This is a genomic window from Pseudomonas sp. 67(2021), assembly GCF_017491835.1.
Lineage (GTDB): Bacteria > Pseudomonadota > Gammaproteobacteria > Pseudomonadales > Pseudomonadaceae > Aquipseudomonas > Aquipseudomonas atacamensis.
Map to the genome: position 1 here is coordinate 94,308 of NZ_JAFGYL010000003.1, position 25,631 is coordinate 119,938.

Annotated in this window: 20 protein-coding genes; 10 read left to right on the forward strand and 10 right to left on the reverse strand. The window is 60.8% G+C overall.

Annotated features, from left to right (window positions below):
• Positions 1–122: 122 nt before the first annotated feature.
• A complete protein-coding gene (gene rlmKL / locus J5M66_RS06010; protein ID WP_024012311.1) occupies positions 123–2,393 on the reverse strand; it encodes a bifunctional 23S rRNA (guanine(2069)-N(7))-methyltransferase RlmK/23S rRNA (guanine(2445)-N(2))-methyltransferase RlmL in 2,271 nt (756 codons plus the stop codon).
• A gap of 530 nt (positions 2,394–2,923) precedes the next feature.
• On the opposite strand from rlmKL, the gene J5M66_RS06015 reads away from it, so the two are divergent.
• Positions 2,924–3,139, forward strand: coding sequence for a ribosome modulation factor (locus J5M66_RS06015; protein ID WP_003223300.1), 216 nt, complete (start codon positions 2,924–2,926; stop codon positions 3,137–3,139).
• Between the two features lie 298 nt (positions 3,140–3,437).
• Here J5M66_RS06015 and J5M66_RS06020 read toward each other — a convergent pair whose 3' ends face one another.
• Positions 3,438–4,457 (reverse strand): quinone-dependent dihydroorotate dehydrogenase, encoded by a 1,020-nt coding sequence (locus J5M66_RS06020; protein WP_071171588.1) that lies wholly within the window; start codon positions 4,455–4,457, stop codon positions 3,438–3,440.
• 218 nt (positions 4,458–4,675) lie between these two features.
• Between J5M66_RS06020 and J5M66_RS06025 the strand changes: the two genes are divergently transcribed.
• The 8 genes from J5M66_RS06025 to cobA all read left to right on the forward strand — a co-directional run bounded on the left by J5M66_RS06025 (position 4,676) and on the right by cobA (position 16,379).
• A complete protein-coding gene (locus tag J5M66_RS06025) occupies positions 4,676–5,887 on the forward strand; it encodes a CmpA/NrtA family ABC transporter substrate-binding protein (RefSeq protein WP_207807390.1) in 1,212 nt (403 codons plus the stop codon).
• A 15-nt stretch (positions 5,888–5,902) separates the two neighbouring features.
• Positions 5,903–6,478 carry an ANTAR domain-containing protein gene (locus J5M66_RS06030; protein WP_007916390.1) on the forward strand — a complete coding sequence of 192 codons (576 nt, stop codon included), beginning with the start codon at positions 5,903–5,905 and terminating at the stop codon, positions 6,476–6,478.
• Positions 6,479–6,807: 329 nt separating this feature from the next.
• Positions 6,808–8,019 carry a nitrate/nitrite transporter gene (locus J5M66_RS06035; RefSeq protein WP_123443123.1) on the forward strand — a complete coding sequence of 404 codons (1,212 nt, stop codon included), beginning with the start codon at positions 6,808–6,810 and terminating at the stop codon, positions 8,017–8,019.
• 7 nt (positions 8,020–8,026) lie between these two features.
• The gene (locus J5M66_RS06040) at positions 8,027–9,697 is read left to right on the forward strand and encodes a bifunctional protein-serine/threonine kinase/phosphatase (protein ID WP_207807391.1); all 1,671 of its coding nucleotides are present in this window, start codon (positions 8,027–8,029) and stop codon (positions 9,695–9,697) included.
• Positions 9,698–10,116: 419 nt separating this feature from the next.
• Positions 10,117–12,570: a nitrite reductase large subunit NirB gene (nirB, locus tag J5M66_RS06045; RefSeq protein WP_016773837.1), complete on the forward strand. Its 2,454-nt coding sequence runs from the start codon at positions 10,117–10,119 to the stop codon at positions 12,568–12,570.
• Positions 12,567–12,884 carry a nitrite reductase small subunit NirD gene (gene nirD / locus J5M66_RS06050; RefSeq protein WP_016773836.1) on the forward strand — a complete coding sequence of 106 codons (318 nt, stop codon included), beginning with the start codon at positions 12,567–12,569 and terminating at the stop codon, positions 12,882–12,884. Before nirB ends, nirD begins: the two co-directional genes overlap by 4 nt.
• The gene (locus tag J5M66_RS06055) at positions 12,884–15,595 is read left to right on the forward strand and encodes a nitrate reductase (protein WP_207807392.1); all 2,712 of its coding nucleotides are present in this window, start codon (positions 12,884–12,886) and stop codon (positions 15,593–15,595) included. Before nirD ends, J5M66_RS06055 begins: the two co-directional genes overlap by 1 nt.
• Before the next feature lie 13 nt (positions 15,596–15,608).
• The gene (cobA, locus tag J5M66_RS06060) at positions 15,609–16,379 is read left to right on the forward strand and encodes a uroporphyrinogen-III C-methyltransferase (protein ID WP_207807393.1); all 771 of its coding nucleotides are present in this window, start codon (positions 15,609–15,611) and stop codon (positions 16,377–16,379) included.
• 69 nt (positions 16,380–16,448) lie between these two features.
• Here the strand turns inward: cobA and J5M66_RS06065 are convergent, their stop codons facing one another.
• The 8 genes from J5M66_RS06065 to ppsA all read right to left on the reverse strand — a co-directional run bounded on the left by J5M66_RS06065 (position 16,449) and on the right by ppsA (position 24,587).
• Complete coding sequence (locus J5M66_RS06065) at positions 16,449–17,483, reverse strand: OmpA family protein (protein WP_016773833.1); 1,035 nt, start codon at positions 17,481–17,483, stop codon at positions 16,449–16,451.
• A 107-nt stretch (positions 17,484–17,590) separates the two neighbouring features.
• The gene (sigX, locus tag J5M66_RS06070) at positions 17,591–18,181 is read right to left on the reverse strand and encodes an RNA polymerase sigma factor SigX (RefSeq protein WP_016773832.1); all 591 of its coding nucleotides are present in this window, start codon (positions 18,179–18,181) and stop codon (positions 17,591–17,593) included.
• Between the two features lie 90 nt (positions 18,182–18,271).
• Entirely contained in the window at positions 18,272–19,096 is an 825-nt protein-coding gene (locus tag J5M66_RS06075) for a mechanosensitive ion channel domain-containing protein (protein WP_016773831.1), read from the reverse strand.
• Positions 19,097–19,098: 2 nt separating this feature from the next.
• Entirely contained in the window at positions 19,099–19,347 is a 249-nt protein-coding gene (locus J5M66_RS06080; RefSeq protein WP_003223293.1) for a hypothetical protein, read from the reverse strand.
• A gap of 63 nt (positions 19,348–19,410) precedes the next feature.
• A complete protein-coding gene (locus J5M66_RS06085) occupies positions 19,411–20,406 on the reverse strand; it encodes a zinc transporter ZntB (protein WP_130887697.1) in 996 nt (331 codons plus the stop codon).
• Between the two features lie 21 nt (positions 20,407–20,427).
• Positions 20,428–20,919: a ribonuclease E activity regulator RraA gene (gene rraA, locus J5M66_RS06090; RefSeq protein ID WP_207807394.1), complete on the reverse strand. Its 492-nt coding sequence runs from the start codon at positions 20,917–20,919 to the stop codon at positions 20,428–20,430.
• 210 nt (positions 20,920–21,129) lie between these two features.
• Positions 21,130–22,119 (reverse strand): alpha/beta fold hydrolase, encoded by a 990-nt coding sequence (locus J5M66_RS06095; RefSeq protein ID WP_207807395.1) that lies wholly within the window; start codon positions 22,117–22,119, stop codon positions 21,130–21,132.
• A gap of 98 nt (positions 22,120–22,217) precedes the next feature.
• Entirely contained in the window at positions 22,218–24,587 is a 2,370-nt protein-coding gene (gene ppsA, locus J5M66_RS06100) for a phosphoenolpyruvate synthase (RefSeq protein WP_039762994.1), read from the reverse strand.
• A gap of 174 nt (positions 24,588–24,761) precedes the next feature.
• Here ppsA and J5M66_RS06105 point away from each other — a divergent pair, with 174 nt between their 5' ends.
• The gene (locus J5M66_RS06105) at positions 24,762–25,580 is read left to right on the forward strand and encodes a pyruvate, water dikinase regulatory protein (RefSeq protein WP_016773826.1); all 819 of its coding nucleotides are present in this window, start codon (positions 24,762–24,764) and stop codon (positions 25,578–25,580) included.
• The last annotated feature ends 51 nt before the right edge of the window (positions 25,581–25,631 follow it).

A 25,631-nucleotide genomic window follows, 5' to 3' on the forward strand; every position in this document is an offset into this window, starting at 1 on the left:
TTTGCGGGAAAACCCCATTGGCGGTGTGTGAGTTATAGCTATTAGCCACTAATTTAGCTAGCACCGCTGGATCCACCGAGCCGTTAAAAATCAAGGCTCTGTGGATCCAACCAGTGAAAGCGTCAACGAGCCGTGATTTTCCAGGCGCGGTGGATCTTGGTATTGCGGGCGAAATCCGGATCAATGGTCTGCGCGCTGATTTCCTCGACCGCATAACGCTCGGCGAGGTTTTCCTCCAACTGGAACTTGCGGAAGTTGTTGGAGAAATACAGCACGCCACCCGGTGCCAGCCGCGCCATCGCCAAGTCGATCAACTGCACCTGATCGCGCTGCACATCGAAGATGCCTTCCATGCGCTTGGAGTTGGAGAACGTCGGCGGGTCGATGAAGATCAGGTCGTATTCGTCACGGCTGCTTTCCAGCCACGCCATCACATCGCCCTGCTCCAGACGGTTCTTGTCCGAGAAACCGTTCAACGACAGGTTGCGCCGCGCCCAGTCCAGATAGGTTTTCGACAGGTCGACGCTGGTGGTGCTGCGCGCGCCGCCCTTGGCCGCGTGCACGCTGGCGGTCGCGGTGTAGCAGAACAGATTGAGGAAGCGCTTGCCGGCCGCCTCTTTCTGAATGCGCATGCGCATCGGCCGGTGATCGAGGAACAGACCGGTGTCGAGGTAGTCGGTGAGGTTGACCAGCAACTTCACGCCACCTTCATTGACCTCGACGAACTTGCCCTGCGCCGCCTGACGCTCGTACTGCTTGGTGCCGCTCTGCCGCTCGCGGCGCTTGACCACTACGCGGTTCTTGTCGACGTTCAACGCCTGCGGAATGGCCGCCAGCGCATCGAACATGCGCGCCGAGGCTTTTTCCGGGTCGATGGATTTCGGCGCGGCGTATTCCTGAACGTGCACCCAGTCGTGGTACAGGTCGATGGCCATTGCGTATTCCGGCATGTCGGCATCGTAAACGCGGTAGCAATCGATGCCTTCGCGCTTGACCCACTTGCCCATCGCCTTGAGATTTTTCTGCAAGCGATTGGCAAACATCTGCCCGCCTTCACTCAGGCGCGGCTGTTCGATCACTGGCGCCGGGGCTGGCGTCGGCTTGATCGGGTTGCCGTTCTTGTTGAACTTGCGCTCTTGCGGCTCGTCCGGGGTCTGATCGTAAGCCGCTTGCTCGCGCTCGGCCTGACGCTGTTCCGGGGTGCGACGTTCGCCAGTGACGAACTGATCCGGCAGAACCTTGATCAGCAGCAGTTTGCACGGCAGCGCGCCGTTCCAGAACGAATACTGCTTATGGCTGCGAATGCCCATGCGCTTGCCCAGATCCGGGGCGCCGGTGAACACCGCCGCTTCCCAGTTCAGGCAGGCCTGACGCAGACGCTCGCCCAGATTCTGGTAGAGATACAGCAGGCTGGCTTCGTCACCGAGACGCTCGCCGTACGGCGGGTTGCAGATCACCAGACCTTTCTGGTTCTGGTCCGGGCGCGGCTCGAAGGTCGCCACTTCGCCCTGGTAAATCTTGATCCACTCACTGAGGCCGGCACGTTCAACGTTGTTGCGGCCTGGCTGAATCAATCGTGGATCGGCTTCATAACCACGAATCCACAGCGGCGGTTTGGCCAGACCGGCGGCGGCACGCTCAACGGCTTCTTCATGGAGTTTTTTCCACAGTGCCGGCACGTGACCGAGCCACGCGGTAAAGCCCCACTGCTCGCGGCGCAGGTTCGGCGCCATGTCGGCAGCGATCATCCCCGCTTCGACGAGGAACGTACCGACACCGCACATCGGGTCAGCCAGTGCGCCACCTTCGGCAGCAATACGCGGCCAACCGGAGCGAATGAGGATTGCCGCCGCGAGGTTTTCCTTCAGCGGCGCCGCGCCCTGCTGCAAGCGATAGCCGCGCTGGTGCAGGCTGTGGCCGGAAAGGTCGAGGGACAGAATCGCTTCGCCGCGATCCAGACGCAGGTGGATACGCAGGTCCGGGTTGAGTTTGTCGATGGATGGACGATCGCCCTGCGGCGTGCGCAGTTTGTCGACGATGGCGTCTTTGACTTTCAGCGCGCCGAAGTGGGTGTTGTCGATGCCCGAGCCGTGGCCGCTGAATTCAACGGCCAGGGTGCCGTCGCTGAGCATGTGATCCTGCCAGTCGATGTCGAGCACGCCGTGGTAGAGGTCTTCGGCGTCCTTCATCGGGAAACGCTTGAGCACCAGCAACACGCGGTTGGCCAGACGCGACCAGAGGCACAGGCGATAGGCGGTTTCCATGGTCGCCATGCCACGCACGGCGGAAGTGTGCTCGCGCGCTTCTTCAAGGCCAAGCCCGACGGCTTCCTCGATGAGCAGGCCTTCAAGGCCTTTGGGGCAAGTGAGGAAGAGTTCGAAACGATCGGACATGGTAATTCCAGAGCCTTTGGCTAGTGGGCCGGCAACGCATTGCCGACCCGGTTTTCAATCAGGCGCTTTTCTGAAAGAGCGCCCGCGTGGCACGAAGGTGTGCCGTTCCATCCCCGCTGCTCGGGTTAAAAGAGCTTAGATGCCGGGACAGATAAAAAAGTTGGTGCAACAAAAAGACTGAAAGCGACCCTTCGTCGAATATTACCCAAGCGCAAACGTGGGTCATTCTCACTAAAGGATTAACCCCCTGAGTCAGCGGGGCGCCGATCATACCGGGGTTTGCGCATTGAACGTTGAATAAATACGCGGTTACTTATCGCCATAGCATCCTTTACGTTACGTGCTTATGACAAAACGATCATTCCCTCGGTGTGACTCATTGGTTAGAACTGAGCACAGGTTGACGTCGCAACGGCGTCAACACCTTGGCTCGCCACGCCGGCAGCGAGCCGCACGATGGCAGGTTTTTTCTGCCAGACCTCAATTGAGGTCAACGCGACACTACAGTCAACAAGTGAGGGAAACACCCTATGAGAAGACTTAAGCGTGATCCGTTGGAAAGAGCATTTTTGCGCGGATATCAATATGGCGTTGGTGGCAAATCCCGTGAGCTTTGCCCATTTACTCTACCGTCGGTACGTCAAGCCTGGATCAACGGCTGGCGAGAAGGACGCGGCGACAACTGGGACGGTATGACCGGCACTGCGGGAATCCATAGACTCAACGAACTTCACGCCGTCGGCTGACACAGGGCATTTATTCCGACACGACAATCTGAATTTGCAATGAATTAACCACGCACGTCCTTCCCGGACGGCGGGCTACGGCCCAGGGGCTCCTTCGAGGAGCCCTTTTTTATGCCTGTAAAGAGGGTTAACCGGGAGCCACGTGGCGAGCGGATTTATCCCCGCTCGGCTGCGCAGCAGTCGCGAAGTCGGAATTTCAATTTACTAGGCATATCAATGTGCAAGGTTTGGGGCTGCTGGGCAGCCCAGCGGGGATAAATCCCCTCGCCACAAAGGCCCCCCAACGCCTCGGCAATCCTCAGCGCAACGCGGCGATCGCATCCACCGATTCACGAATCAGCGCCGGGCCTTTGTAGATGAAGCCCGAATAGATCTGCACCAGGCTTGCACCGGCCGTGATCTTCTCCGCCGCGTGCTTGCCCTCGGTAATCCCGCCAGCGGCAATGATCGGCAAACGCCCGGCCAATTCGCCCGCCAGCACTTTCACAGTATGGGTGCTCTTCTCACGCACTGGCGCGCCGGACAGACCGCCCGCCTCGTCGCCATGCTCCATGCCTTCAACACCGACACGGCTCAAAGTCGTATTGGTGGCGATGACCGCGTCCATGCCGGTTTCGATCAATGCCTGGGCAACCTGCGCAGTCTCTTCGTCGGTCATGTCCGGCGCGATCTTGATCGCCAGCGGCACATGCTTGCCGTGACGCAGGGCCAGTTCGGCGCGACGCGTGGCCAGATCAGCGAGCAATTGCTTGAGCGAGTCACCGAACTGCAGGCTGCGCAGGCCCGGGGTGTTTGGCGAGCTGACGTTGACGGTGACGTAGCTGGCGTGGGCGTAAACCTTGTCCAGGCAGATCAGGTAATCGTCGACCGCACGCTCGACCGGGGTGTCGAAGTTCTTGCCGATATTGATCCCCAGTACGCCCTGGTATTTCGCCGCAGCGACCCGCGCCAGCAAGTTATCGACACCGAGGTTGTTGAAGCCCATGCGGTTGATGATCGCCTCGGCTTCCGGCAGGCGGAAGATCCGTGGTTTCGGGTTACCCGGTTGTGGGCGCGGGGTCACGGTGCCGATTTCGACAAAACCGAAACCCAGTTGTGCAAAGCCGTCGATGGCCGCGCCGTTCTTGTCCAGACCTGCCGCCAGCCCCACCGGGTTCGGGAACTCCAGCCCCATGACGGTCACCGGCATTTTCGCCGGCGCCTTGCACAGCAAGCCGTTGAGGCCCAAACGTCCACCCGCGCCGATCAGATCCAGCGACAGATCGTGGGAGGTTTCCGGGGAAAGTTTGAACAACAGCTGACGGGCCAGGGTGTACATGGGCGGCAATGACTCGGGCGGCGAAAAGAGGCGGCGATTATAGCCGGGCATCGTCCCCCGGCGCGAGGCGCCTGCGCGAATCAGGCGACTGGCATATGCCTTGCACCACCCCGCTCATCAGTCTGCCGACCAATGACGGCGCGCAGGCCAGGACAATGGCGTCGTCCCCGGGTTTTGCCTGCGCAGAATCCGGGACGACGTTTTTTTTGAGGTAGCGTATGAACGAAACGTCCTTGGGGCCTCTGGCCTGGGTCAATGGCAGCGATGCGCCGGAAAAGAGCGCGATCGATCTCGGCTTCATGGCGCTGAGCGACTGCGCCTCGGTGGTGGTCGCCGCCACTCAGGGCTTCGCCCAGCCCTACGGCCTGACCCTGAACCTCAAGCGTCAGGCGTCATGGGCCAACTTGCGCGACAAACTGGTCAGCGGCGAACTGGATGCCGCGCACAGCCTGTACGGACTGGTTTACGCGGTGCACCTGGGCATCGGCGGCGTCGCCCCGACCGACATGGCGGTGCTGATGGGCCTGAACCAGAACGGCCAGAGCCTGAACCTGTCCCATGGCTTGCAACAGGCTGGCGTGAACAGTCCTGAAGCGCTCGATCGGCATGTGCACCAAAGCCGCGCAAAACTGACCTTCGCCCAGACTTTTCCCACCGGCACTCATGCGATGTGGCTTTATTACTGGCTGGCGAGCCAGGGCATTCATCCGTTGCAGGACGTCGACAGCGTGGTGGTGCCGCCGCCGCAAATGGTTGCGCACCTGCAAGCCGGGCGCATCGACGGCTTTTGCGTCGGCGAACCGTGGGCGGCCAGCGCCGTGCAGCAGGATCTTGGCTTCACCCTGGCGACCAGCCAGAGCATCTGGCCCGACCACCCGGAAAAAGTCCTCGGCTGCACCCGCGAATTCGTCGAGCAATATCCCAACACCGCGCGGGCGCTGGTCATGGCCATTCTTGAGGCCAGTCGCTTCATCGAAGAAAGCCCGGAAAACCGCCGCAGCACCGCGCAATTGCTCAGCGCCACCGAATACCTCGACACCCCCGCCGCGTGCATCGAGCCGCGTTTTATGGGTGACTACGCCGATGGCCTCGGTAATCGCTGGCAGGATCCGCATGCGCTGCGTTTTCATGGCGATGGCGAGGTCAATCTGCCCTACCTTTCCGACGGCATGTGGTTCATGACCCAGTTCCGTCGCTGGGGTCTGTTGCGCGAGGATCCGGATTATCTGGCCGTCGCCCGCCAGGTTCAGCGTCTGGATCTGTACCGCGAGGCAGCGAGCGCTGTCGGTATTGCGGCTTCGCACGCCGACCTGCGCAGCAGCCAGTTGCTCGACGGCAAGGTCTGGGACGGCAGCGATCCGGCGGGCTACGCGCGCAGTTTCAAGCTGCACGCGTTGAACGACGATGCACCCCTTCTCGCCCGCCGCTGACAGGAGACCGCGAACATGTTGCGCATTCTGCTGATCAACGACACCGCGAAAAAAGTCGGACGCCTGAAAGCGGCGCTGACCGAGGCCGGCTTCGAGGTAATCGACGAGTCAGGCCTGACCATCGACCTGCCGGCGCGCGTCGAAACGGTGCGCCCGGACGTGATCCTGATCGATACCGAGTCACCGAGCCGCGATGTCATGGAGCAAGTGGTGCTGGTCAGCCGCGACCAGCCCCGGCCGATCGTGATGTTTACCGACGAACATGACCCGGGGGTGATGCGTCAGGCGATCAAGTCCGGGGTCAGTGCCTACATCGTCGAAGGCATTCACGCACAACGGTTGCAGCCGATTCTCGATGTGGCGATGGCGCGCTTCGAGAGTGACCAGGCCCTGCGCGCGCAATTGCAGGCCCGTGACCAGCAACTGGCCGAGCGCAAGCGCATTGAGCTGGCCAAGGGTTTATTGATGAAGATGAAGGATTGCAACGAGGAAGAGGCCTATACGCTGATGCGCCGCCAGGCCATGAGCCGCCAGCAGAAGCTGATTCAGGTGGCGGAGCAGATCATTGCCATGAGTGAGTTGCTGGGCTGAGATTTTGTGTTGTCAGTGCGGGCCTCTTCGCGAGCAGGCTCGCTCCCACAGATGGCATACATTCCAGTGTGGGAGCGAGCCTGCTCGCGAATGGCCGAACCTCGGTCACGAACTGTTGGCACAGATCTCGCTAAGTAAACCGCACAGGTAACCAACGGCGGTTGCCCCACCTACGACAAAGACGTCGCTCACCCCGTTCGCCCCTCGGCGAACCAGGTAGCGGCGTTTTTGCGTTTTGGCCCCACAGAGCGGGGCCGGTGGTGCGGCCGTGAGGCGCTCCACCTGCTGTGCATGACTCCTTTCGAGACTCTTTTCAGCCGAGGTGCGCGATGAATTCAAGCTTCTGGAAATCCGGCCATACCCCGACCCTGTTCGCGGCCTTCCTGTATTTCGACCTGAGCTTCATGGTCTGGTACCTGCTCGGCCCGCTGGCGGTGCAGATTGCCGCCGACCTGCACCTGACCACCCAGCAGCGGGGCCTCGTCGTCGCCACGCCGATTCTCGCCGGCGCAGTGTTGCGCTTCGCCATGGGCATGCTCGCCGATCGCTTGTCGCCGAAGACCGCCGGGCTGATCGGCCAGGTCATCGTCATCTGCGCGCTGTTCGGTGCCTGGAAACTCGGCATCCACAGTTATGAACAGGCGCTGATCCTCGGCCTGTTCCTCGGCATGGCCGGCGCGTCGTTCGCCGTGGCCCTGCCGCTGGCCTCGCAGTGGTACCCGCCCGAGCACCAAGGCAAAGCCATGGGCATCGCCGGTGCGGGCAACTCCGGCACCGTGTTCGCCGCGCTGCTGGCGCCAGTGATTGCCGCCGCGTTCGGTTGGAGCAATGTTTTCGGTTTCGCCCTGATCCCGCTGGTTTTGACCTTGGTGCTGTTCGCCCTGTTGGCAAAAAACGCCCCGCAGCGGCCAAAACCGAAAGCCATGGCCGACTACTTCAAGGCCCTCGGTGATCGCGACAGTTGGTGGTTCATGTTTTTCTACAGCGTCACCTTCGGCGGCTTCATCGGCCTGGCCAGCGCCCTGCCCGGTTACTTCAACGATCAATACGGTCTGAGCCCGGTAACCGCCGGCTACTACACCGCTGCCTGCGTGTTCGGCGGCAGCCTGATGCGGCCATTGGGTGGCGCGCTGGCCGATCGCTTCGGCGGCATCCGCACCTTGCTGGCGATGTACACCGTCGCTGCCACCTGCATCGCAGCGGTGGGCTTCAATCTGCCAAGTTCCTACGCGGCGCTGGCGCTTTTCGTCTGCACCATGCTCGGCTTGGGCGCCGGCAACGGCGCGGTTTTCCAATTGGTGCCGCAGCGTTTTCGTCTGGAGATCGGCGTGATGACCGGGCTGATCGGCATGGCCGGCGGTATCGGCGGCTTCGCCCTGGCGGCCGGCATGGGCGCGATCAAGCAAAGCACCGGCAGCTATCAATTGGCGCTGTGGTTGTTCGCCAGCCTCGGTGTGTTGGCGTGGTTTGGCCTGCACGGCGTCAAGCGTCGCTGGAGAACCACCTGGGGTTCGGCGGCAGTAACGGCGGCGCGGGTCTGAGGCTCGAATGGCCCTGCAACTGAGCTTCGCCGAAGCCAGCGCCACCGGTCCGCGTGCGGAGAATCAGGACGCCCTGCGTTCGGTGACACCGGCGCCGGCACTGGCGGTGAGCAAGGGTTATCTGTTCGCCATCGCCGACGGCGTCAGCCAGTGCGCCGATGGCGGCCTCGCCGCGCGTTCGACCTTGCAGGCGCTGGCTCTGGACTACTACGCGACGCCGGAAACCTGGAGCGTGGCCCAAGCGCTGGATCGCCTGCTGCTTGCGCAAAATCGCTGGTTGCAGGCCAACGGCGGCGGGCAACCGCTGCTGACCACGGTCAGCGCGCTGGTGATGCGCGGTCGGCGCTTCACCCTCGCCCACGTCGGCGATTGCCGGGTCTATCGCTGGCACGCCGAGCGCTTGCAGCGCATCAGCGAGGATCACGTCTGGGAGCAACCGGGCATGCAGCACGTGCTCAAACGTGCGCTCGGGCTCGATCAGCATCTGGTCCTGGATTTCCTCGACGGCGAACTGCGTGAGGGCGAAAGCTTCGTTTTGCTCAGCGACGGCGTCTGGTCGACCTTGGGCGATACCGCAATCGCGGCGATTCTGCGCGATCAAGCGGATCTGCCCAGCGCCGCGCAAACCTTGGTCAACGCCGCGCATCTGGCCGGCAGTCAGGACAACGCCAGTGCCCTGCTGGTGCGCGTCGATGCGTTGGGCGAAGCGAGCATCGGCGATGCGCTGGTGCAATTGCAGCAATGGCCACTGCCGCCAACGCTGAAACCCGGGCAAGCGTTTGAAGGCTGGCAGGTGCAAGGCATCATCGGCCAGAGCCAGCAATCATTGCTGTATCGCGTGCTCGATAGCCAGGGCCAGCCTTGGCTGCTGAAGACCTTGCCGACGCGGCTGGCCGACGATCCGCAAGCCGGGCAGGCGCTGCTGTCGGAAGAATGGTTCCTAAAGCGCGTGGCCGGCCGGCATTTTCCGCAAATCCATGCCTGCACTCAGCGTCAGCATTTGTACTACGTGATGCGCGAATACGCCGGGACGACGCTGGCCGACGTGTTTCAACACAGCGGCCCGTTGCCACTGGCGCAGTGGCAGGACATCGCCGAGCGGCTATTGCGCGCGGTCGGGCTGCTGCATCGGCGGCAGATTCTGCATCGCGACATCAAACCGGAAAACCTGTTGCTGGGGGATGATGGCGAGCTGCGCCTGCTGGATTTCGGCCTGGCTTATTGCCCGGGACTGTCCGAGGACGCGCCGTCGACCCTGCCAGGAACGCCTAGTTTCATCGCCCCGGAAGCGTTTCGCGGCGAACCACCGAGTGCACAACAGGATTTGTATTCTGTCGGTGTCACTCTCTATTACCTGCTCACCGGGCATTTTCCCTATGGCGAAATCGAAGCGTTCCAGCGGCCCCGATTTGGCGTACCGGTGAATGCCAGTCGCTATCGCCCGGACTTGCCGGAATGGCTGGCGCAAAGCCTGGAACGCGGCGTCACCGCCGATCCGCAGCAACGCTTCGAAACCGCTGAAGAGTGGCTGCTGGTGCTGGAACAGGGTGAGCGGCAAAGTTTGAGTGTGCGGCCCCGGCCTTTACTCGAGCGGGAGCCGTTGAAGGTCTGGCGGACCATGGCGCTTCTGGCATTGCTCGGGAATGTGGTGCTGCTGGTTTTGTTGTTTCATGGCTGAGATTGAGTTGCGCCATTCGCGAGCAGGCTCGCTCCCACAGGGGATTGGCGTCGTTCGCAGACACCTTGTGGGAGCGAGCCTGCTCGCGAAGGCATTCGGCTTCACACCGCATAACCCCAAGAATTAACGCGCCACGAACGAGCAACACGCCTCGATTCGGTGCAAAAAAATCTCCTGTCACAACCCCAATCCCCAATAAATCCGCGTCCCCCCGAGTTGGCACAACCACTGCATTACCCTTTTCACCATACATAAAGCCCAACCTTCAATGACGAAGGCTGCGCTTCCCGAGAGAACGGGACCAGGACAAAGGCGTCCTCGCTAGGCAACTAGCGGGACGCCTTTTTTTGTTTGCGCAAAATTTGTCGAGCAAGGCCCGACGGCCCACCAGAGGCCAGCCGCAGCTCCCGGAGAACCTGATGAAAAAACTCAAACTGGTGATGATCGGCAATGGCATGGCCGGGGTGCGTACCCTGGAAGAACTGCTCAAGCTGAGCGACGAGCTCTACGACATCACCGTCTTCGGCGCCGAACCGCACACCAACTACAACCGCATCCTGCTGTCGCCGGTGCTGGCCGGCGAGCAGACGTTCGAAGAGATCGTCCTCAACGACCTCGACTGGTACCTGGAAAACAACATCAAGTTGCTGCTCAACCGCAAAGTGGTGGAGATCGATCGGGTCAAACGCCGAGTGATTGCCGAGGACGGCACCGAAGCCGAGTACGATCGCCTGCTGATCGCCACCGGCTCGACCCCGTTCATCCTGCCAATCCCCGGCAACACTTTGCAGGGCGTGATCGGTTACCGCGACATCGCCGACACCCAGGCCATGATCGACACGGCCAGGACCCACAAACACGCCGTGGTCATCGGCGGCGGTCTGCTCGGCCTCGAAGCGGCCAACGGCCTGATGCTGCGCGGCATGCACGTGACCGTGGTGCACCTCGGCGAATGGCTGCTGGAGCGGCAACTGGACAAGACCAGCGGCCAGCTTCTGCAATCGGCGCTGGAATCCCGTGGCCTGCATTTTCGCCTTTGCGAACAGACCCAAGCCTTGCACGACGCCGGCAATGGCCGGGTCGGCTCGGTACAGTTCAAGAACGGCGACATCATTCCTGCCGATCTGGTGGTGATGGCCGCCGGCATCCGCCCCAACACCGAACTGGCAGAAAAGGCCGGCATTCCGTGCAATCGCGGGATTCTGGTCAACGACACCCTGCAAACCTACGACCCGCGCATCTACGCAATCGGCGAATGCGCCAGCCATCGCGGCATTGCCTACGGTCTGGTTGCACCGCTGTTCGAACAGGCCAAGGTCTGCGCCAATCACCTCGCGCAACTGGGTTTCGCTCGCTATCAGGGTTCAGTGACCTCGACCAAATTGAAAGTCACCGGCATCGACCTGTTCTCCGCCGGCGATTTCATGGGCGGCGAAGGCACCGAGACCATCACCCTCTCCGACCCGATCGGCGGCGTGTACAAAAAACTGGTGATCAAGGATGACGTGCTGGTCGGCGCCTGTCTGTACGGCGATACGGCAGATGGCGGTTGGTATTTCCGGCAGATTCGTGAGAATCACGCCATCGGCGAGATCCGCGATCACCTCATGTTCGGCGAAAACGCTTTAGGCGACGTAGGACATCAGGGCCAGGACAAAGCCATGGTCATGGCCGACAGCGCCGAAGTGTGTGGCTGCAACGGTGTGTGCAAGGGCACCATCGTCAAGGCGATTCAGGAACACGGCTTGTTCAGCGTCGATGAAGTGAAGAAACACACCAAGGCTGCCAGCTCCTGCGGTTCGTGCGCCGGTCTGGTCGAGCAAATCCTCATCAATACCGTGGGTGGCGCGGCCGACGTCAAACCGAAAAGCGAAAAAGCCATCTGCGGTTGCAGCGACCTCAACCACGGGCAGATTCGTCAGGCGATCCGTCAGGAACACCTGCTGACCATCGCCGAGACCATGAGTTACCTGAACTGGCGCACGCCCAATGGCTGCGCGACCTGTCGCCCGGCGCTCAACTACTACCTGATTTCCACTTGGCCGGGCGAGGCCAAGGACGACCCGCAATCGCGTCTGATCAACGAACGCGCCCACGCCAACATCCAGAAGGACGGCACCTATTCGGTGGTGCCGCGCATGTGGGGCGGCGTGACCAATCCGTCGGAACTGCGGCGGATCGCCGATGTGGCCGACAAGTACAACGTGCCGATGGTCAAGGTCACCGGCGGTCAGCGCATCGACTTGCTGGGGATCAAGAAACAGGATCTGCCCGGCGTCTGGAAAGACCTCGACATGCCGTCCGGCCACGCCTACGGCAAATCCATCCGCACCGTGAAAACCTGCGTCGGCAGCGAGTTCTGCCGCTTCGGCACACAGAACTCGACGCAACTGGGCATCGAACTCGAGCACGACCTGTTCAACATGTGGTCGCCGCACAAAGTGAAGCTGGCCGTGTCCGGCTGCCCACGCAACTGCTCGGAAGCGGGCATCAAGGACGTAGGAATTATCGGCGTCGACTCCGGCTGGGAGATGTACATCGGTGGCAATGGCGGGATCAAGACCGAAGTCGCCGAGTTCTTCGTAAAGCTCAAGACTGCCGAGGAAGTCCGTGAATACAACGGCGCGTTCCTGCAGCTCTACCGCGAAGAAGCCTTCTACCTCGAACGCACCGTGCACTACCTGCAACGGGTCGGCATGGAGCACATCAAGAAAAACGTGCTCGAAGACGCCGAGCGGCGCAAGGCCCTGAACGAGCGCCTGCAATTCTCCCTGTCGTTCGAACAGGACCCATGGAAAGAACGCCTGGCGCAGCCGCAACTGAAGAAAGAATTCGACGTGATCCCCGTGAAAAACCTGGAGGTGCCGGCATGAACTGGCTCGATATCTGTGCGCTGGAAGAGATAAACGCCCTCGGTTCGCGGATCATTGCCGGACCGAAAGGTGACATCGCGATTTTTCGTACAAGCGACGACGAGGTTTTCGCCCTCGATGACCGCTGCCCGCACAAGGGCGGGCCGCTATCGCAGGGTCTGATCTACGGCAAGCGCGTGGCCTGCCCGCTGCACAACTGGCAGATCGACCTGGAAACCGGCGAAGCCCAGGCGCCGGACATCGGCTGTGCCCATCACCATCCGGCGCGGGTCGAGAATGGCCGGGTGCAACTGGCCCTGCGGGACGCCATCTGATGAACCGCCAGACGACCGCCTCGACCTGCTGTTACTGCGGGGTCGGCTGCGGCGTACTGATCGAGCATGACGGCGAGCGCATCCTCGGCGTCAGCGGCGATCCGGCGCACCCGGCCAACTTCGGCAAACTGTGCAGCAAAGGCTCGACGCTGCACCTGACCGGCGACCTCGCCGCCCGCGCCTTGTACCCGGAACTGCGCCTGGGCAAAGGCCTGGCGCGCAGCCGTACTGACTGGGATACCGCCCTCGACCACGCGACCAACGTGTTTGCCGAAACCATCGCCGAACACGGCCCGGACAGCGTGGCGTTCTACATCTCCGGGCAGTTGCTCACCGAGGATTACTACGCCTTCAACAAACTGGCGCGGGCGCTGGTGGGCACCAACAACATCGACAGCAATTCGCGGCTGTGCATGTCCTCGGCGGTGGTCGGCTACAAACGCAGCCTCGGCGCCGACGCGCCGCCGTGCAGTTACGAAGACCTGGAGCTCAGCGACTGCGTGATGATCGTCGGCAGTAACATGGCCTACGCCCATCCGGTACTTTTCCGTCGACTGGAGGAAGCCAAATCCCGTCGCCCGCAGATGAAAGTCATCGTTATCGACCCGCGTCGCACAGACACCTGCGATTTGGCTGACCTGCATCTGGCGATTCTTCCGGGCACCGATGTCGCCTTGTTCCATGGGATTTTGCATCTGCTGTTGTGGGAAGACTGGATCGATCGCGATTTCATCAAGGCGCACACCGAAGGCCTCGCCGAACTCAAGACGCTGGTCCGCGATTACACCCCGCAAATGGTTTCGCAACTGTGCGGCATCAGCATCGAGCAACTGCAGCAATGCGCAGAATGGGTCGGCACGGCGCCGAGCTTCCTGTCGCTGTGGTGCATGGGCCTGAATCAGTCCAGCGCCGGCAGCGCGAAAAACAGCGCGCTGATCAATCTGCACTTGGCCACCGGGCAAATCGGCCGGCCCGGTGCAGGACCTTTCTCCCTGACCGGTCAGCCGAACGCCATGGGCGGGCGGGAAACCGGCAGTTTGTCCAATCTGCTGCCGGGCCATCGCGATGCCGCCAACGCGGAACATCGCGCCGAGGTGGCGGCGTATTGGGACGTGGATAGCTTGCCCGAGGCGCCGGGCCTGAGCGCCATCGAACTGTTCGAAAACCTGCGCAGCGGCAAAATCAAAGCGCTGTGGATTGCCTGTACCAATCCGGCGCAATCGATGCCTGATCAGAGCGCAGTCCGCGCAGCGCTTGAGGCCTGCCCTTTTGTGGTATTGCAGGAAGCCTTTCGCACCACCGAAACCGCAGCGTTTGCCGACCTGCTGTTACCCGCCGCCAGTTGGGGCGAGAAAGAAGGTTCGGTGACCAACTCCGAGCGGCGCATTTCCCACGTGCGCAAAGCGGTTGTCGCACCGGGCGAAGCGCGGCCGGACTGGGCAATCACGGTGGATTTCGCACAGCGTCTGGAGAAACGTCTGCGCCCCAAGCAGCCAAGCCTGTTCGCTTTCGATCAACCTTCGCAGTTGTTTGATGAATTCAAAGCGCTGACCCGTGGGCGAGACCTGGATCTGTCCGGGATCAGTCATGCCTTGATCGACGAGATCGGTCCGCAGCAATGGCCCTTCCCTGCCGGCGCCCGCCAAGGCACGCCACGCTTGTACGGCGACGGCATTTTTCCTACAGCCAATGGTCGCGCGCGGTTCATTGCTGATCCGTATCGCGCCGCCAAGGAACAACGCGACGCGCGCTTCCCGCTGACTTTGATCACCGGTCGCCTGCGTGACCAGTGGCACGGCATGAGCCGCACCGGCACCGCCGCGCAATTGTTCGGCCACGTCAGCGAAGCCGTGCTGAGCCTGCACCCTGACGAAATGCGCCGGCACCGCTTGCAGCCCGGCGATCTGGTCAATCTGAAAAGCCGCCGTGGCGCGGTGATTGTTGCGGTCAGCAGCGACGACAGCGTGCGTCCGGGCCAGGCGTTTCTGCCGATGCACTGGGGCGATCGCTATCTCAAGGGCGGCGTCAACACGCTGACCTTGCCGGCGTTTGATCCGCTGTCCAAACAACCGGAGCTCAAGCACAGCGGCGTGCGTCTGGAGGCAGTCAACCTGCCGTGGCAACTGTTCGCCTTGATCGAGGGTGATGTTCAGCGGCATTTCGAGACGCTACGACCGCTGTGCGAGGCGTTTTCCTACGTCAGCCTCAGCCTTGTCGGTCGTGAGCGGCCAGCGCTGCTGATACGCGCTGCACACGGCCAGGCGCCGGATCCACAGCTGCTGGGCGAGATCGACCAGTGCCTGTCCCTGCTGGATGGCCCGGTTCTGGCCTATGACGACCCGCGTCGCGCCATTGGCAAGCGGGTGCGCATTGAAAACGGCCGTATCACTGCGATTCGCCTGGCCGGCGAAACCCTCGCGCAACATTGGTTGCAGAGCCTGTGGCTGGAGGGCCGCGCCGACCAACAACTGCGGCGCTGGCTGCTCGCGCCGATGAGCGCGCCGCCGGGCGCTGTCGGCGCCATTGCGAGCGACAAGACCTTGTGCAACTGCGAAAACGTCAGCCTCAACGCAGTCTGCGCCGGCATTCGCCAGGGCCTGGATCTGCAAGGCCTGAAAAACAATCTCCGATGCGGTACGCAATGCGGTTCCTGCGTGCCGGAAATCAAGCGTCTGCTGGCTGCCGAAGCGCGGCCGGTCGCGGTCATTTAACGAGGACAACACCATGAATGCGAAAGTCTGGCTGGTGGGCGCAGGCCCTGGCGATCCGGAGTTGCTGACGCTCAAAGCGGTGCGCGCATTGCGCGAGGCCGATGTGGTGATGATCGATGATCTGGTCAACGACGCGGTGCTGGAGCACTGCCCGGCTGCGCGGGTTATTCCCGTCGGCAAGCGCGGCGGCTGCCGTTCGACGCCACAGGCATTCATCCATCGGCTGATGCTGCGTTATGCACGCCAGGGCAAATGCGTCGTGCGGCTCAAGGGCGGCGATCCGTGCATTTTCGGCCGCGGTGGCGAAGAAGCGCAGTGGTTGCGCGAGCGCGGTGTTGAAGTGGAACTGGTCAATGGCATCACCGCTGGACTGGCCGGGGCGACCCAGTGCGATATTCCGCTGACGTTGCGTGGCGTGGCGCGCGGGGTGACGCTGGTCACTGCGCATACCCAGGATGACAGCCAGTTGAACTGGCAGGCGCTGGCGCAAGGCGGGACGACGCTGGTGGTTTACATGGGCGTGGCCAAGCTGGGCGAGATTCGTGATCAGCTGCTCGCCGGAGGGATGGCGACGGATACGCCGGTGGCGATGATCGAAAACGCCTCGTTGGCGCATCAGCGTGAGTGTCGCAGTGACCTGAGTGCGATGGCTGAGGATGCCTCGGCGTTTGAATTGAAGAGCCCGGCGATTCTGGTGATTGGCGCGGTGGCTGCTGTCGTGGAAGAGCAAAAGATCGCAGCCTTCGGCAGCTCCGGGACGGCGTACAACGTGCAGGCGCTTTAAGCGTCAAAGCCAAATCGCAGACAAAGAAAAGCCCGGCCTGAGCCGGGCTTTTCCATCAGCGGCAGCTAATTACTTAGCTTGAGCTTCAACCTGCGCTTCTACGCGACGGTTTACAGCGCGGCCAGCGTCAGTTTTGTTGTCAGCAACTGGGCGGGATTCGCCGTAGCCAACAGACTGAACGCGGGACGATTCAACACCGTACTGGTTGGTCAGAACCTGCTTAACGGCGTTTGCACGACGCTCGGACAGTTTCTGGTTGTAAGCGTCAGGACCGACGGAGTCAGTGTGACCTTCAACAGTAGTGGTGGTGGATGGGTACTGCTTCATGAAGTCAGCCAGGTTCTTGATGTCGCCGTAGCTGTTAGGCTTGACTACCGACTTGTCGAAGTCGAATTTCACGTCCAGCTCAACACGAACAACTTCAGCAACTGCTGGGCAGCCATCAGCGTCAACGGTTACGTTGGCTGGGGTGTCCGGGCACTTGTCAACGTTGTCGCAAACGCCATCGTTGTCGCTGTCGGAGCAGACTTCAGCAGGTGCTGGAACTGGAGCAGCAGCTGGCTTGGAGCCGCCACCGAAGTTCACACCGATACCGACGCTAGGAGCCCACTCGGTGTCGCCCTGGTCGATGTTGTACTGAGCTTCAACGCCGGCACGGGCGTAGAAGTTCTCGGTGAAGTACAGCTTGGCACCGCCGCCAACGTTGGCGAAGGTGGAACGGTTACGACCGTTCGAACCGTTCTGGTCGATGCTCTGGTCAGAGAAACCGGCCGAAACGTATGGACGAATCATGTCGCCTGGGTTGTTGAAGTGGTACAGAGCGTCCAGAGCGGTGTTAGCGCCTTTGACGTTCTTGCCATCGTCGGCACGTACGTTGTGCACTTCGTCGTAGCCCAGACGCAGTTCAACGTCGTCGGTCAGGAAGTAACCGATCGAACCGCCGAACAGGTTGCCGTTGTTCTTGAAGTTACGAGCGCTGTCGAATTGTTCTTTCTTAGCGAAGCCTTCGATTTCAACTGCGCCTTGGCCTTGTGCCAGAGCGCCGAACGAAGTGGCGGCAATCAGAGAACCAATGGCCAAGCCCAAGGTGTTTTTCAGTTTCATCCGTTAAATCCCCATCTGGTGATTGTGAAGCAGTCCCGCAAACCGGGGGACAACTCGGCGGCAAGTCTATCAGAACTTGCCTACACGTAAGAGATATTTGCGCTGAACTAAGTTTCAGCAATGCCTGCAAATTTCTCACGCAATTTATCTAGAGCGCGTTTGTAACGCATTTTTGTCGCACTCAAACCCATGTGCATGATGTCTGCGATCTCCTGAAACTCCAGCTCTGCGACAAATCGTAGCACCAGAATTTCGCGGTCAATCGGATTCACATACACCAGCCAGCGATCAAGCCCACCCTTCTCCTCCGGCTTCGGCGCCTTTTCTTCAGACGCTTCTTCAAGAGGGTCTAGACTGAGAGCGTCCATCAAGCGACGCTTACGCCGTTCCTTCCGATACTGCGTGATGCATTCGTTGTAAGTGATGCTGTAAAGCCAGGTTTTGAACTTCGATTTCCCCTCGAAGTTCTTCAGGCCGTACAGCACCTTCAGCATCACTTCCTGACAGACATCGTCTGCGTCGCGATCGTTCCCAAGATATCTCGCGCAGACGTTAAATAATGTTCGCTGGTAACGCCGCATCAACTCTTCGTAGGCGCGCGTTACGTGAAACAGCTCTGTATGCGAGCGCGCGACCAACTCCTCATCAGAGAGCTCGCGGGGGTCGTAGCGCGTGGATAGCGGTTGGGCTTTATTCAAAACAAGTCGTGCCGACAGTCAGGTCAATGTCCGCCACAACCAGCCTCGGCTGGCATTTTGCGGCGGCATACATTAGCAGGGTTTGCCGGTTTAGCGGCTACTCACATGCTGTTCCAGCAGGATCCGATTGGAGAGAGAGACTAGCTCACCCTCATCGGTCAGCAATGTGGTTTTAACCGTGCCGATCTCTTCGATCTGGCCTTCGACCTCGCCAACACGCACTTGTTGCCCAACCTCGTACAGCTCACGCACATAGATTCCCGCAAGAATCTGACCGGCAATTTCCCGGCTTCCCAAACCCATGGCCAGCGCAACTGCCAGACCAACGGTAATCAATACGATAACAATCACATGGTTCAGCAGGTCGGTCTTGACCTCGAGCTGGCTGATCGCCACCGAGATGCTGATGATGATCACCAGCCCCTGCGCGATCCGCCCCAACCCCGAAGCGTAGTCCAGCCCTACGCCTTCTGCTGCGCCGCGCACCAGCCCGTTGGCCAGTTGCGCCAGCAGGACACCGACCAGCAGCACCAGCGCGGCGCCAAATACTTTCGGCAGATACAACGCCAGCATATCCAGCGTAGCTGAAACTCGCTCGAGGCCAAGGGATTCTGCCGCAGAAACCAGAAAAATCAGCAGAACGAACCAGTAGACGATTTTACCGATCAGCGTCGAGATCGGCACCTGCAGCCCGGCGCGCGACATCAGCTTGGTCAGCCCGGTGCCGCCCATCAGGCGATCGAGGCCCAGTTTGGCGAGCAATTTGGAGAGCAAGGTGTCGAGCAGCTTGGCCACGACGAAACCCAACAGCAGCACAACCAGTGCGCCGAACAGGTTCGGAATGAAGTTAGCGACTTTGGTCCACAACGCAGTCATTGCAGTGACGAGGCTCTGAGTCCAGAGATCAAGTTCCATATTCAATCAGCCTTATCAGCAGTGCGAGCAGTGGTTTTACGGAGACGGGAAACCGGCGAGACATGCGCCGAGCCATTGTTCAGGGCAATCATCAGCGCGGGCAGCCAGCGGCCCAGCAGGCTGAACAGATCACCGGCGCCGACCTGGCGGTTGGCGGTTTTGAGTACGCGGCCCAGGCAGGCATCGTCGTCGCGGCTGGACGGCGAAGCGTTGAGCATGTCGCGCAAAGACTGTTCAAACGGATCGTGCATACGCACCTCTCGTGATGTCTGTGAAAGACGCGGGCAGATTTACTCGGGTCACATGCGCCATGTTCACACCCAGCGCAATCGACGGAACAACCACCACTGGCCGAATGCCAGGGCGAGCACCGTCAGACAGGCGATCAGGAAGCCATACGGGCTTTCGGCGAACGGAATACCGCCGACATTTATCCCGAGCAGACCGGTGATGAAACTCATCGGCAAAAAGATGCAGGTAATGATGCCGAAGCGATACATGGTGCGGTTCATGTGCACGCTCAAACGCCGGTCTTCGGCCTCCAGCACAAGCCCTACGCGCTCTCGGGTCAATTCGAGCTCTTCCAGATAACGGGTCAGGCTGTTGTTCAATTCGTTCCAGTAGTCGGCATCGTCTTCGACGAACCACGGCAGTTTGATCCGCGTCAGCTGTCCGAAAATGTCCCGCTGCGGCGCAAGAAAACGCTTCAGCCCGGCCGCTCTGCGACGGATGTGCAAAATCGCCCCATGCTCGGGGGTATACCGTTCGTCGGCGTCGAGTTTTTCTTCCTCTTCATCCACCACTTCCGACAGGCACGTGACCAGATCCTGCACTTTGTTGGTGAGGAACTGCGCCAGATACAGCATCAATTCCGAGGAAGTTCTTGGCCCTTTGCCCTCACCCAGCAGCGCCAGCAACTCATCCGTAGCGCGCAACGGACGCAAGCGCAGGGAAATCACTCGCTGAGCCGAGGCGAAAATCCGCACCGAGACCATATCTTCCGGCTCGGCGCCCGGGTTGAGATTGACCCCGCGCAGAAACAGCAGCAGCTCGGAGTCGGGCAATGGCAACAGACGCGGGCGGGTATTCTCTTCCAGCAACAGATCGCAGGTGAATTCATTGAGCCCGCTGGATTTGCGCAGCCAGGTCTGGGTCTGCGGATGGCTGCGATCCCAGTGCAGCCACAGGCTTTCATGGGCCAGCAGCTGCAAATCGTCGAGCTCAGTCCGGGCTATCGAACGCGCACCGCCCTTGCCGTCCAGCACCAGGGCATGCACCAGCCCCCATTGCGCGTTTTCTTCCTCGAACATCCGCATCCCTTGTCGAAAAGCTTATTCAGGCATTTTCAGCGGGCTCGGCGACACGATCACGCCGTTGTTGTCCGCATAAATGTACTGGCCCGGGTGGAACGTCACGCCGGCGAAAGTCACCGGGACGTTGAGGTCGCCAACGCCGCGCTTGTCGGTTTTCATCGGATGGCTGGCCAGCGCCTGCACGCCGAGATCGGTCTGGGCGATGACGTCGACGTCACGGATGCAACCGTAGATCACCAGCCCTTCCCAACCGTTCTGCGCGGCCTTGGCGGCGATCATGTCGCCCAACAGGGCGCGGCGCAGCGAACCGCCGCCATCAACCACCAGCACTTTGCCTTTGCCATTGAGTTCGGCCTGCTCCTTGACCAGCGAATTGTCTTCGAAGCATTTGATGGTCACGATTTCGCCGCCGAAGGAATCCCGGCCGCCGAAATTGCTGAACATCGGTTCCAGCACCTGCACCAGCTCCGGGTAGGCGTCGCACAGGTCAGGCGTAAGGTAATGTTCCATCGAAAAACTCCTGTAACAAGGAAGACGATCAAGGATGCCGCATTATGATGAGACGAGTTCCGGCGGTCGCTGTTTACCTTAGTCCATGCCATGGTCGCTGAGCGAACCTGAACCGCGGCTGAAACGTTATCGCTAAACAGTCACGAAATATGACTGGAACCGCACAATGCGTCATATCTTAGCCGCAAGCCAGGCTGAACGGAACGCCCCTCACACTGCAGCGGCCAGATCCGCCGTCTGCGCCAGCAACGGCGTCTGCTGATCGTTCAACCAGCGCGCCACCAGCGGCCACACCTCAGCCTGCGCCGCTTTGCTCACCAACATTTCGACATGACCGAAATTATCCGAGAAGCCCTGCTCGCGGCCCAGGTTGATGAACTGCTTGTGCTCGGAGCCGATCTGCTCGAACAGCTTGCGGCAGGCCCACGCCGGATCCTGATGATCACCCGCTGCCGTCACAGCCAACACCGGCACCTGCACTTCGGCAAGCCCGGCCCACCAATCCTTGTCCTTGTCGCCGAAGCGGCCGAACAAGCCGTACCAGCGCATGCTTTCGATGGCCAGGCCGATCGGCTCGTCTTCCGGGCCGCGTTTGAGGCGTGAGCCGGACAACTGCGCGAAACGCTTGAGAATAAAGCGCCCGCCCCACTCCACCGGTGGGATTTTCAACGGCCAGTAGGTGCGGCTGACCTGGGTGCCGAAAAACGCCGCCGAGGCCACGGCCGGTTCGCCGAGATATTCGCCACCGAGCGCCGCCGCCAGGGTGATGCCGCCGAGCGAATGGCCGATCCAGTGCGGGATCTGTCCGCTCTGCTCACGCACGAACGCGGCAATCGCCGGCAGATCGTAGCGGGCATAGTCGGCCACGCGGTTGCGCCGGTAGTCCTCATTGCGCTGGGACAGGCCGTGACCGCGCATTTCCGGAATCCACACGTCGAAGCCCAGCCGCGTCAGATACGCGCCGAGCCCGAGGCCTTTGGGGGAAAACCAGAAGCGCCGATTGGAAAAGCTGCCGTGCAACAGAATCACCGGCACGCCGCGTGGCGCCGTGTCATCGGCCATGCCCAGGCGGGTGACGGCGATTTCCACGGACCAGTCCGGGCTGTTGCCGGGTTTCAATCGATAGACGTCTTCGCTCAGATCGCCGCGCCGCTCGGCGCTGATCAGCGCGACAGGAAACAGGTTGCTGCTGCTTTGCATAATGCTCTTGCACAAAAAAGGGCGGCATCCGTTGGAGCCCGCCCTACTTCAATCTCAAGGCCCGCTCCCACATGGGGCGCGGGCCAATTACATACTGATCAAGCCTGGCCTTCGGCGAGGAAGAACCAGGTTTCCAGCACGGTGTCCGGGTTCAGCGACACGCTTTCGATGCCCTGTTCCATCAGCCACTTGGCCAGATCCGGGTGGTCGGAAGGACCCTGACCGCAGATGCCGATGTACTTGCCGGCCTTGTTGCAGGCCTGAATGGCGTTGGCCAACAGCTTCTTCACCGCTGGATTCCGCTCGTCGAACAAGTGCGCGATGATCCCCGAGTCACGATCCAGACCCAGCGTCAGTTGGGTCAGGTCGTTGGAGCCGATCGAGAAGCCGTCGAAGAATTCGAGGAATTCCTCGGCCAGAATCGCGTTGGATGGCAGTTCGCACATCATGATCACGCGCAGACCGTTCTCGCCGCGCTTCAAGCCGTTCTCGGCGAGCAGATCGACCACCTGGCTGGCTTCGCCCAAAGTACGGACGAACGGCACCATGATTTCCACGTTGGTCAGGCCCATCTCGTTGCGCACGCGTTTCAGCGCGCGGCATTCGAGCTCGAAGCAATCGCGGAACGATTCGCTGATGTAACGCGAAGCACCACGGAAGCCCAGCATCGGGTTTTCTTCTTCCGGCTCGTAGAGCTTGCCGCCGATCAGGTTGGCGTATTCGTTGGACTTGAAGTCCGACAGACGCACGATGACTTTCTTCGGCGTGAACGCTGCAGCCAGGGTGCTGATGCCTTCCACCAGTTTGTCGACGTAGAAGTCGACCGGGTCGCTGTAACCGGCAATACGCTTGTCGACGCTGTCCTTGATTTCCTGCGGCAGGCCGTCGTAGTTCAACAGCGCTTTCGGGTGCACGCCGATCATGCGGTTGATGATGAATTCCAGACGCGCGAGACCGACGCCGGCGTTCGGCAATTGGGCGAAGTCGAAGGCGCGATCCGGGTTGCCGACGTTCATCATGATCTTGAACGGCAGCTCCGGCATGGCGTCGACGGAGTTCTTCTTGATGTCGAAGCCCAGTTCGCCTTCGAAGATGTAACCGGTGTCGCCTTCGGCGCAGGACACGGTCACGCCCTGGCCATCCTTCAGCAGCTGGGTGGCGTTGCCGCAACCCACCACCGCCGGGATGCCCAGCTCACGGGCGATGATCGCCGCGTGGCAGGTACGCCCGCCACGGTTGGTGACAATGGCGCTGGCGCGCTTCATCACCGGTTCCCAGTCCGGGTCGGTCATGTCGGAAACCAGCACGTCGCCCGGCTGGACTTTGTCCATTTCCGAGACGTCTTTGATGATGCGTACTTTGCCGGCGCCGATGCGCTGGCCGATCGCCCGACCTTCCACCAGCACGGTGCCGGTTTCCTTGAGCAGGTAACGTTCCATCACGTTGGCCTGGGTGCGGCTTTTCACGGTTTCCGGACGCGCTTGCACGATGTACAGCTTGCCGTCGTCACCGTCCTTGGCCCACTCGATGTCCATCGGGCAGCCGTAGTGCTTCTCGATGATCATCGCCTGCTTGGCCAGCTCACTGACTTCGGCGTCGGTCAGGCAGAAACGCGCGCGTTCGGCCTTGTCGACATCGACAGTCTTGACCGAACGACCGGCCTTGGCCTCGTCGCCGTAGATCATCTTGATGGCTTTGCTGCCCAGGTTGCGGCGCAGGATGGCCGGACGACCGGCTTCCAGGGTGCCTTTGTGTACGTAGAACTCATCGGGGTTGACCGCGCCTTGTACGACGGTTTCGCCCAGGCCGTAAGCGCCGGTGATGAATACCACGTCACGGAAACCCGATTCGGTGTCGAGGGTGAACATCACGCCGGCGGTGCCGGTTTCCGAACGCACCATGCGCTGCACGCCAGCCGACAGGGCGACCAGTTTGTGGTCGAAGCCCTGGTGCACGCGGTAGGAAATCGCACGGTCGTTGAACAGCGAAGCGAACACCTCTTTGGCGGCGCGGATAACGTTTTCCACACCACGGATGTTCAGGAAAGTTTCCTGCTGGCCGGCGAAGGACGCGTCCGGCAGGTCTTCGGCGGTGGCGGAAGAACGCACGGCCACGGCCACATCAGGATTGCCGGCCGACAGCGCGGCGAACGCGGTGCGGATCTCGGTGTTGAGCTTTTCAGGGAATTCGGCGTCCATGATCCATTGGCGGATCTGCGCGCCGGTCTTGGCCAGGGCATTGACGTCGTCGACGTCGAGCGCGTCGAGGGCCTTGTGGATCTGCTCGTTCAGGCCGCTCAGTTCGAGGAAGTCACGATAGGCCTGAGCCGTCGTGGCGAAGCCGCCGGGGACCGAAACACCGGCGCCTGCCAGGTTACTGATCATCTCGCCCAGGGATGCGTTCTTGCCCCCCACATGCTCAACATCGTGTTTGCCGAGCTTATCGAGGGAAACTACGTACTCTACCAAGGTGATCTCTCCACTAACTGTGTTGGAAAAGCTCAGAAACCGGCGGCCCGGGGGAGCCTTGGCCGGTTGTATGGCCTGGACTTGGAAAATAAGTGAGAATGCGGGCCAATGGCGGCCGGCAAATCGCGCCTATCATATCCAAGATTTGTTACTAGCTTAAGGCCCAAGGTGCAAATGAAACGATCTGCTTTCTTCATCTCCGATGGCACCGGCATTACCGCCGAAACCCTGGGTCAAAGCCTGTTGGCGCAGTTCGAAAACATTACCTTCAGCAAATTCACGCGGCCCTACATCGACAGCGTGGAAAAAGCGCGGGCCATGGTACAACAAATCAACAAAGCCGCTGAAACCGACGGCTTTCGCCCGATCATCTTCGACACCATCGTCAATCAGGACATTCGTGAGATTCTCGCAACGTCCAATGGTTTCATGATCGACATTTTCTCGACTTTCCTCGCGCCGCTCGAACAGGAGCTCACCGAGCACTCTTCCTACACCGTCGGCAAATCCCATTCGATCGGACACAACTCCAATTACATGGAGCGCATCGAGGCGGTGAACTTCGCCCTCGACAACGATGACGGCGCGCGCACCCACTATTACGACAAAGCCGATCTGATACTAGTGGGCGTGTCGCGATGCGGCAAAACGCCGACGTGTCTGTACATGGCCATGCAGTTCGGTATCCGCGCGGCCAACTATCCGCTGACCGAAGACGACATGGAACGCCTGACCCTGCCCACCGCCCTGCGCGCCCATCAGCACAAGCTGTTCGGCCTGACCATCGACCCCGACCGCCTGACCGCGATCCGCAATGAGCGCAAGCCCAACAGCCGTTATTCGAGCTACGCCCAGTGCGAATTCGAAGTGCGCGAAGTGGAAAACCTGTTCCGCCGCGAGAACATTCCGCACATCAATTCCACGCATTTCTCGGTGGAAGAGATTTCGGCGAAGATTCTCGTGGAAAAAGGCGTTGAGCGGCGGTTCAAGTAGGTTTGCGGTGCCTGATCTGACGCTATCGCGGGCAAGCCCGCTCCCACAGGT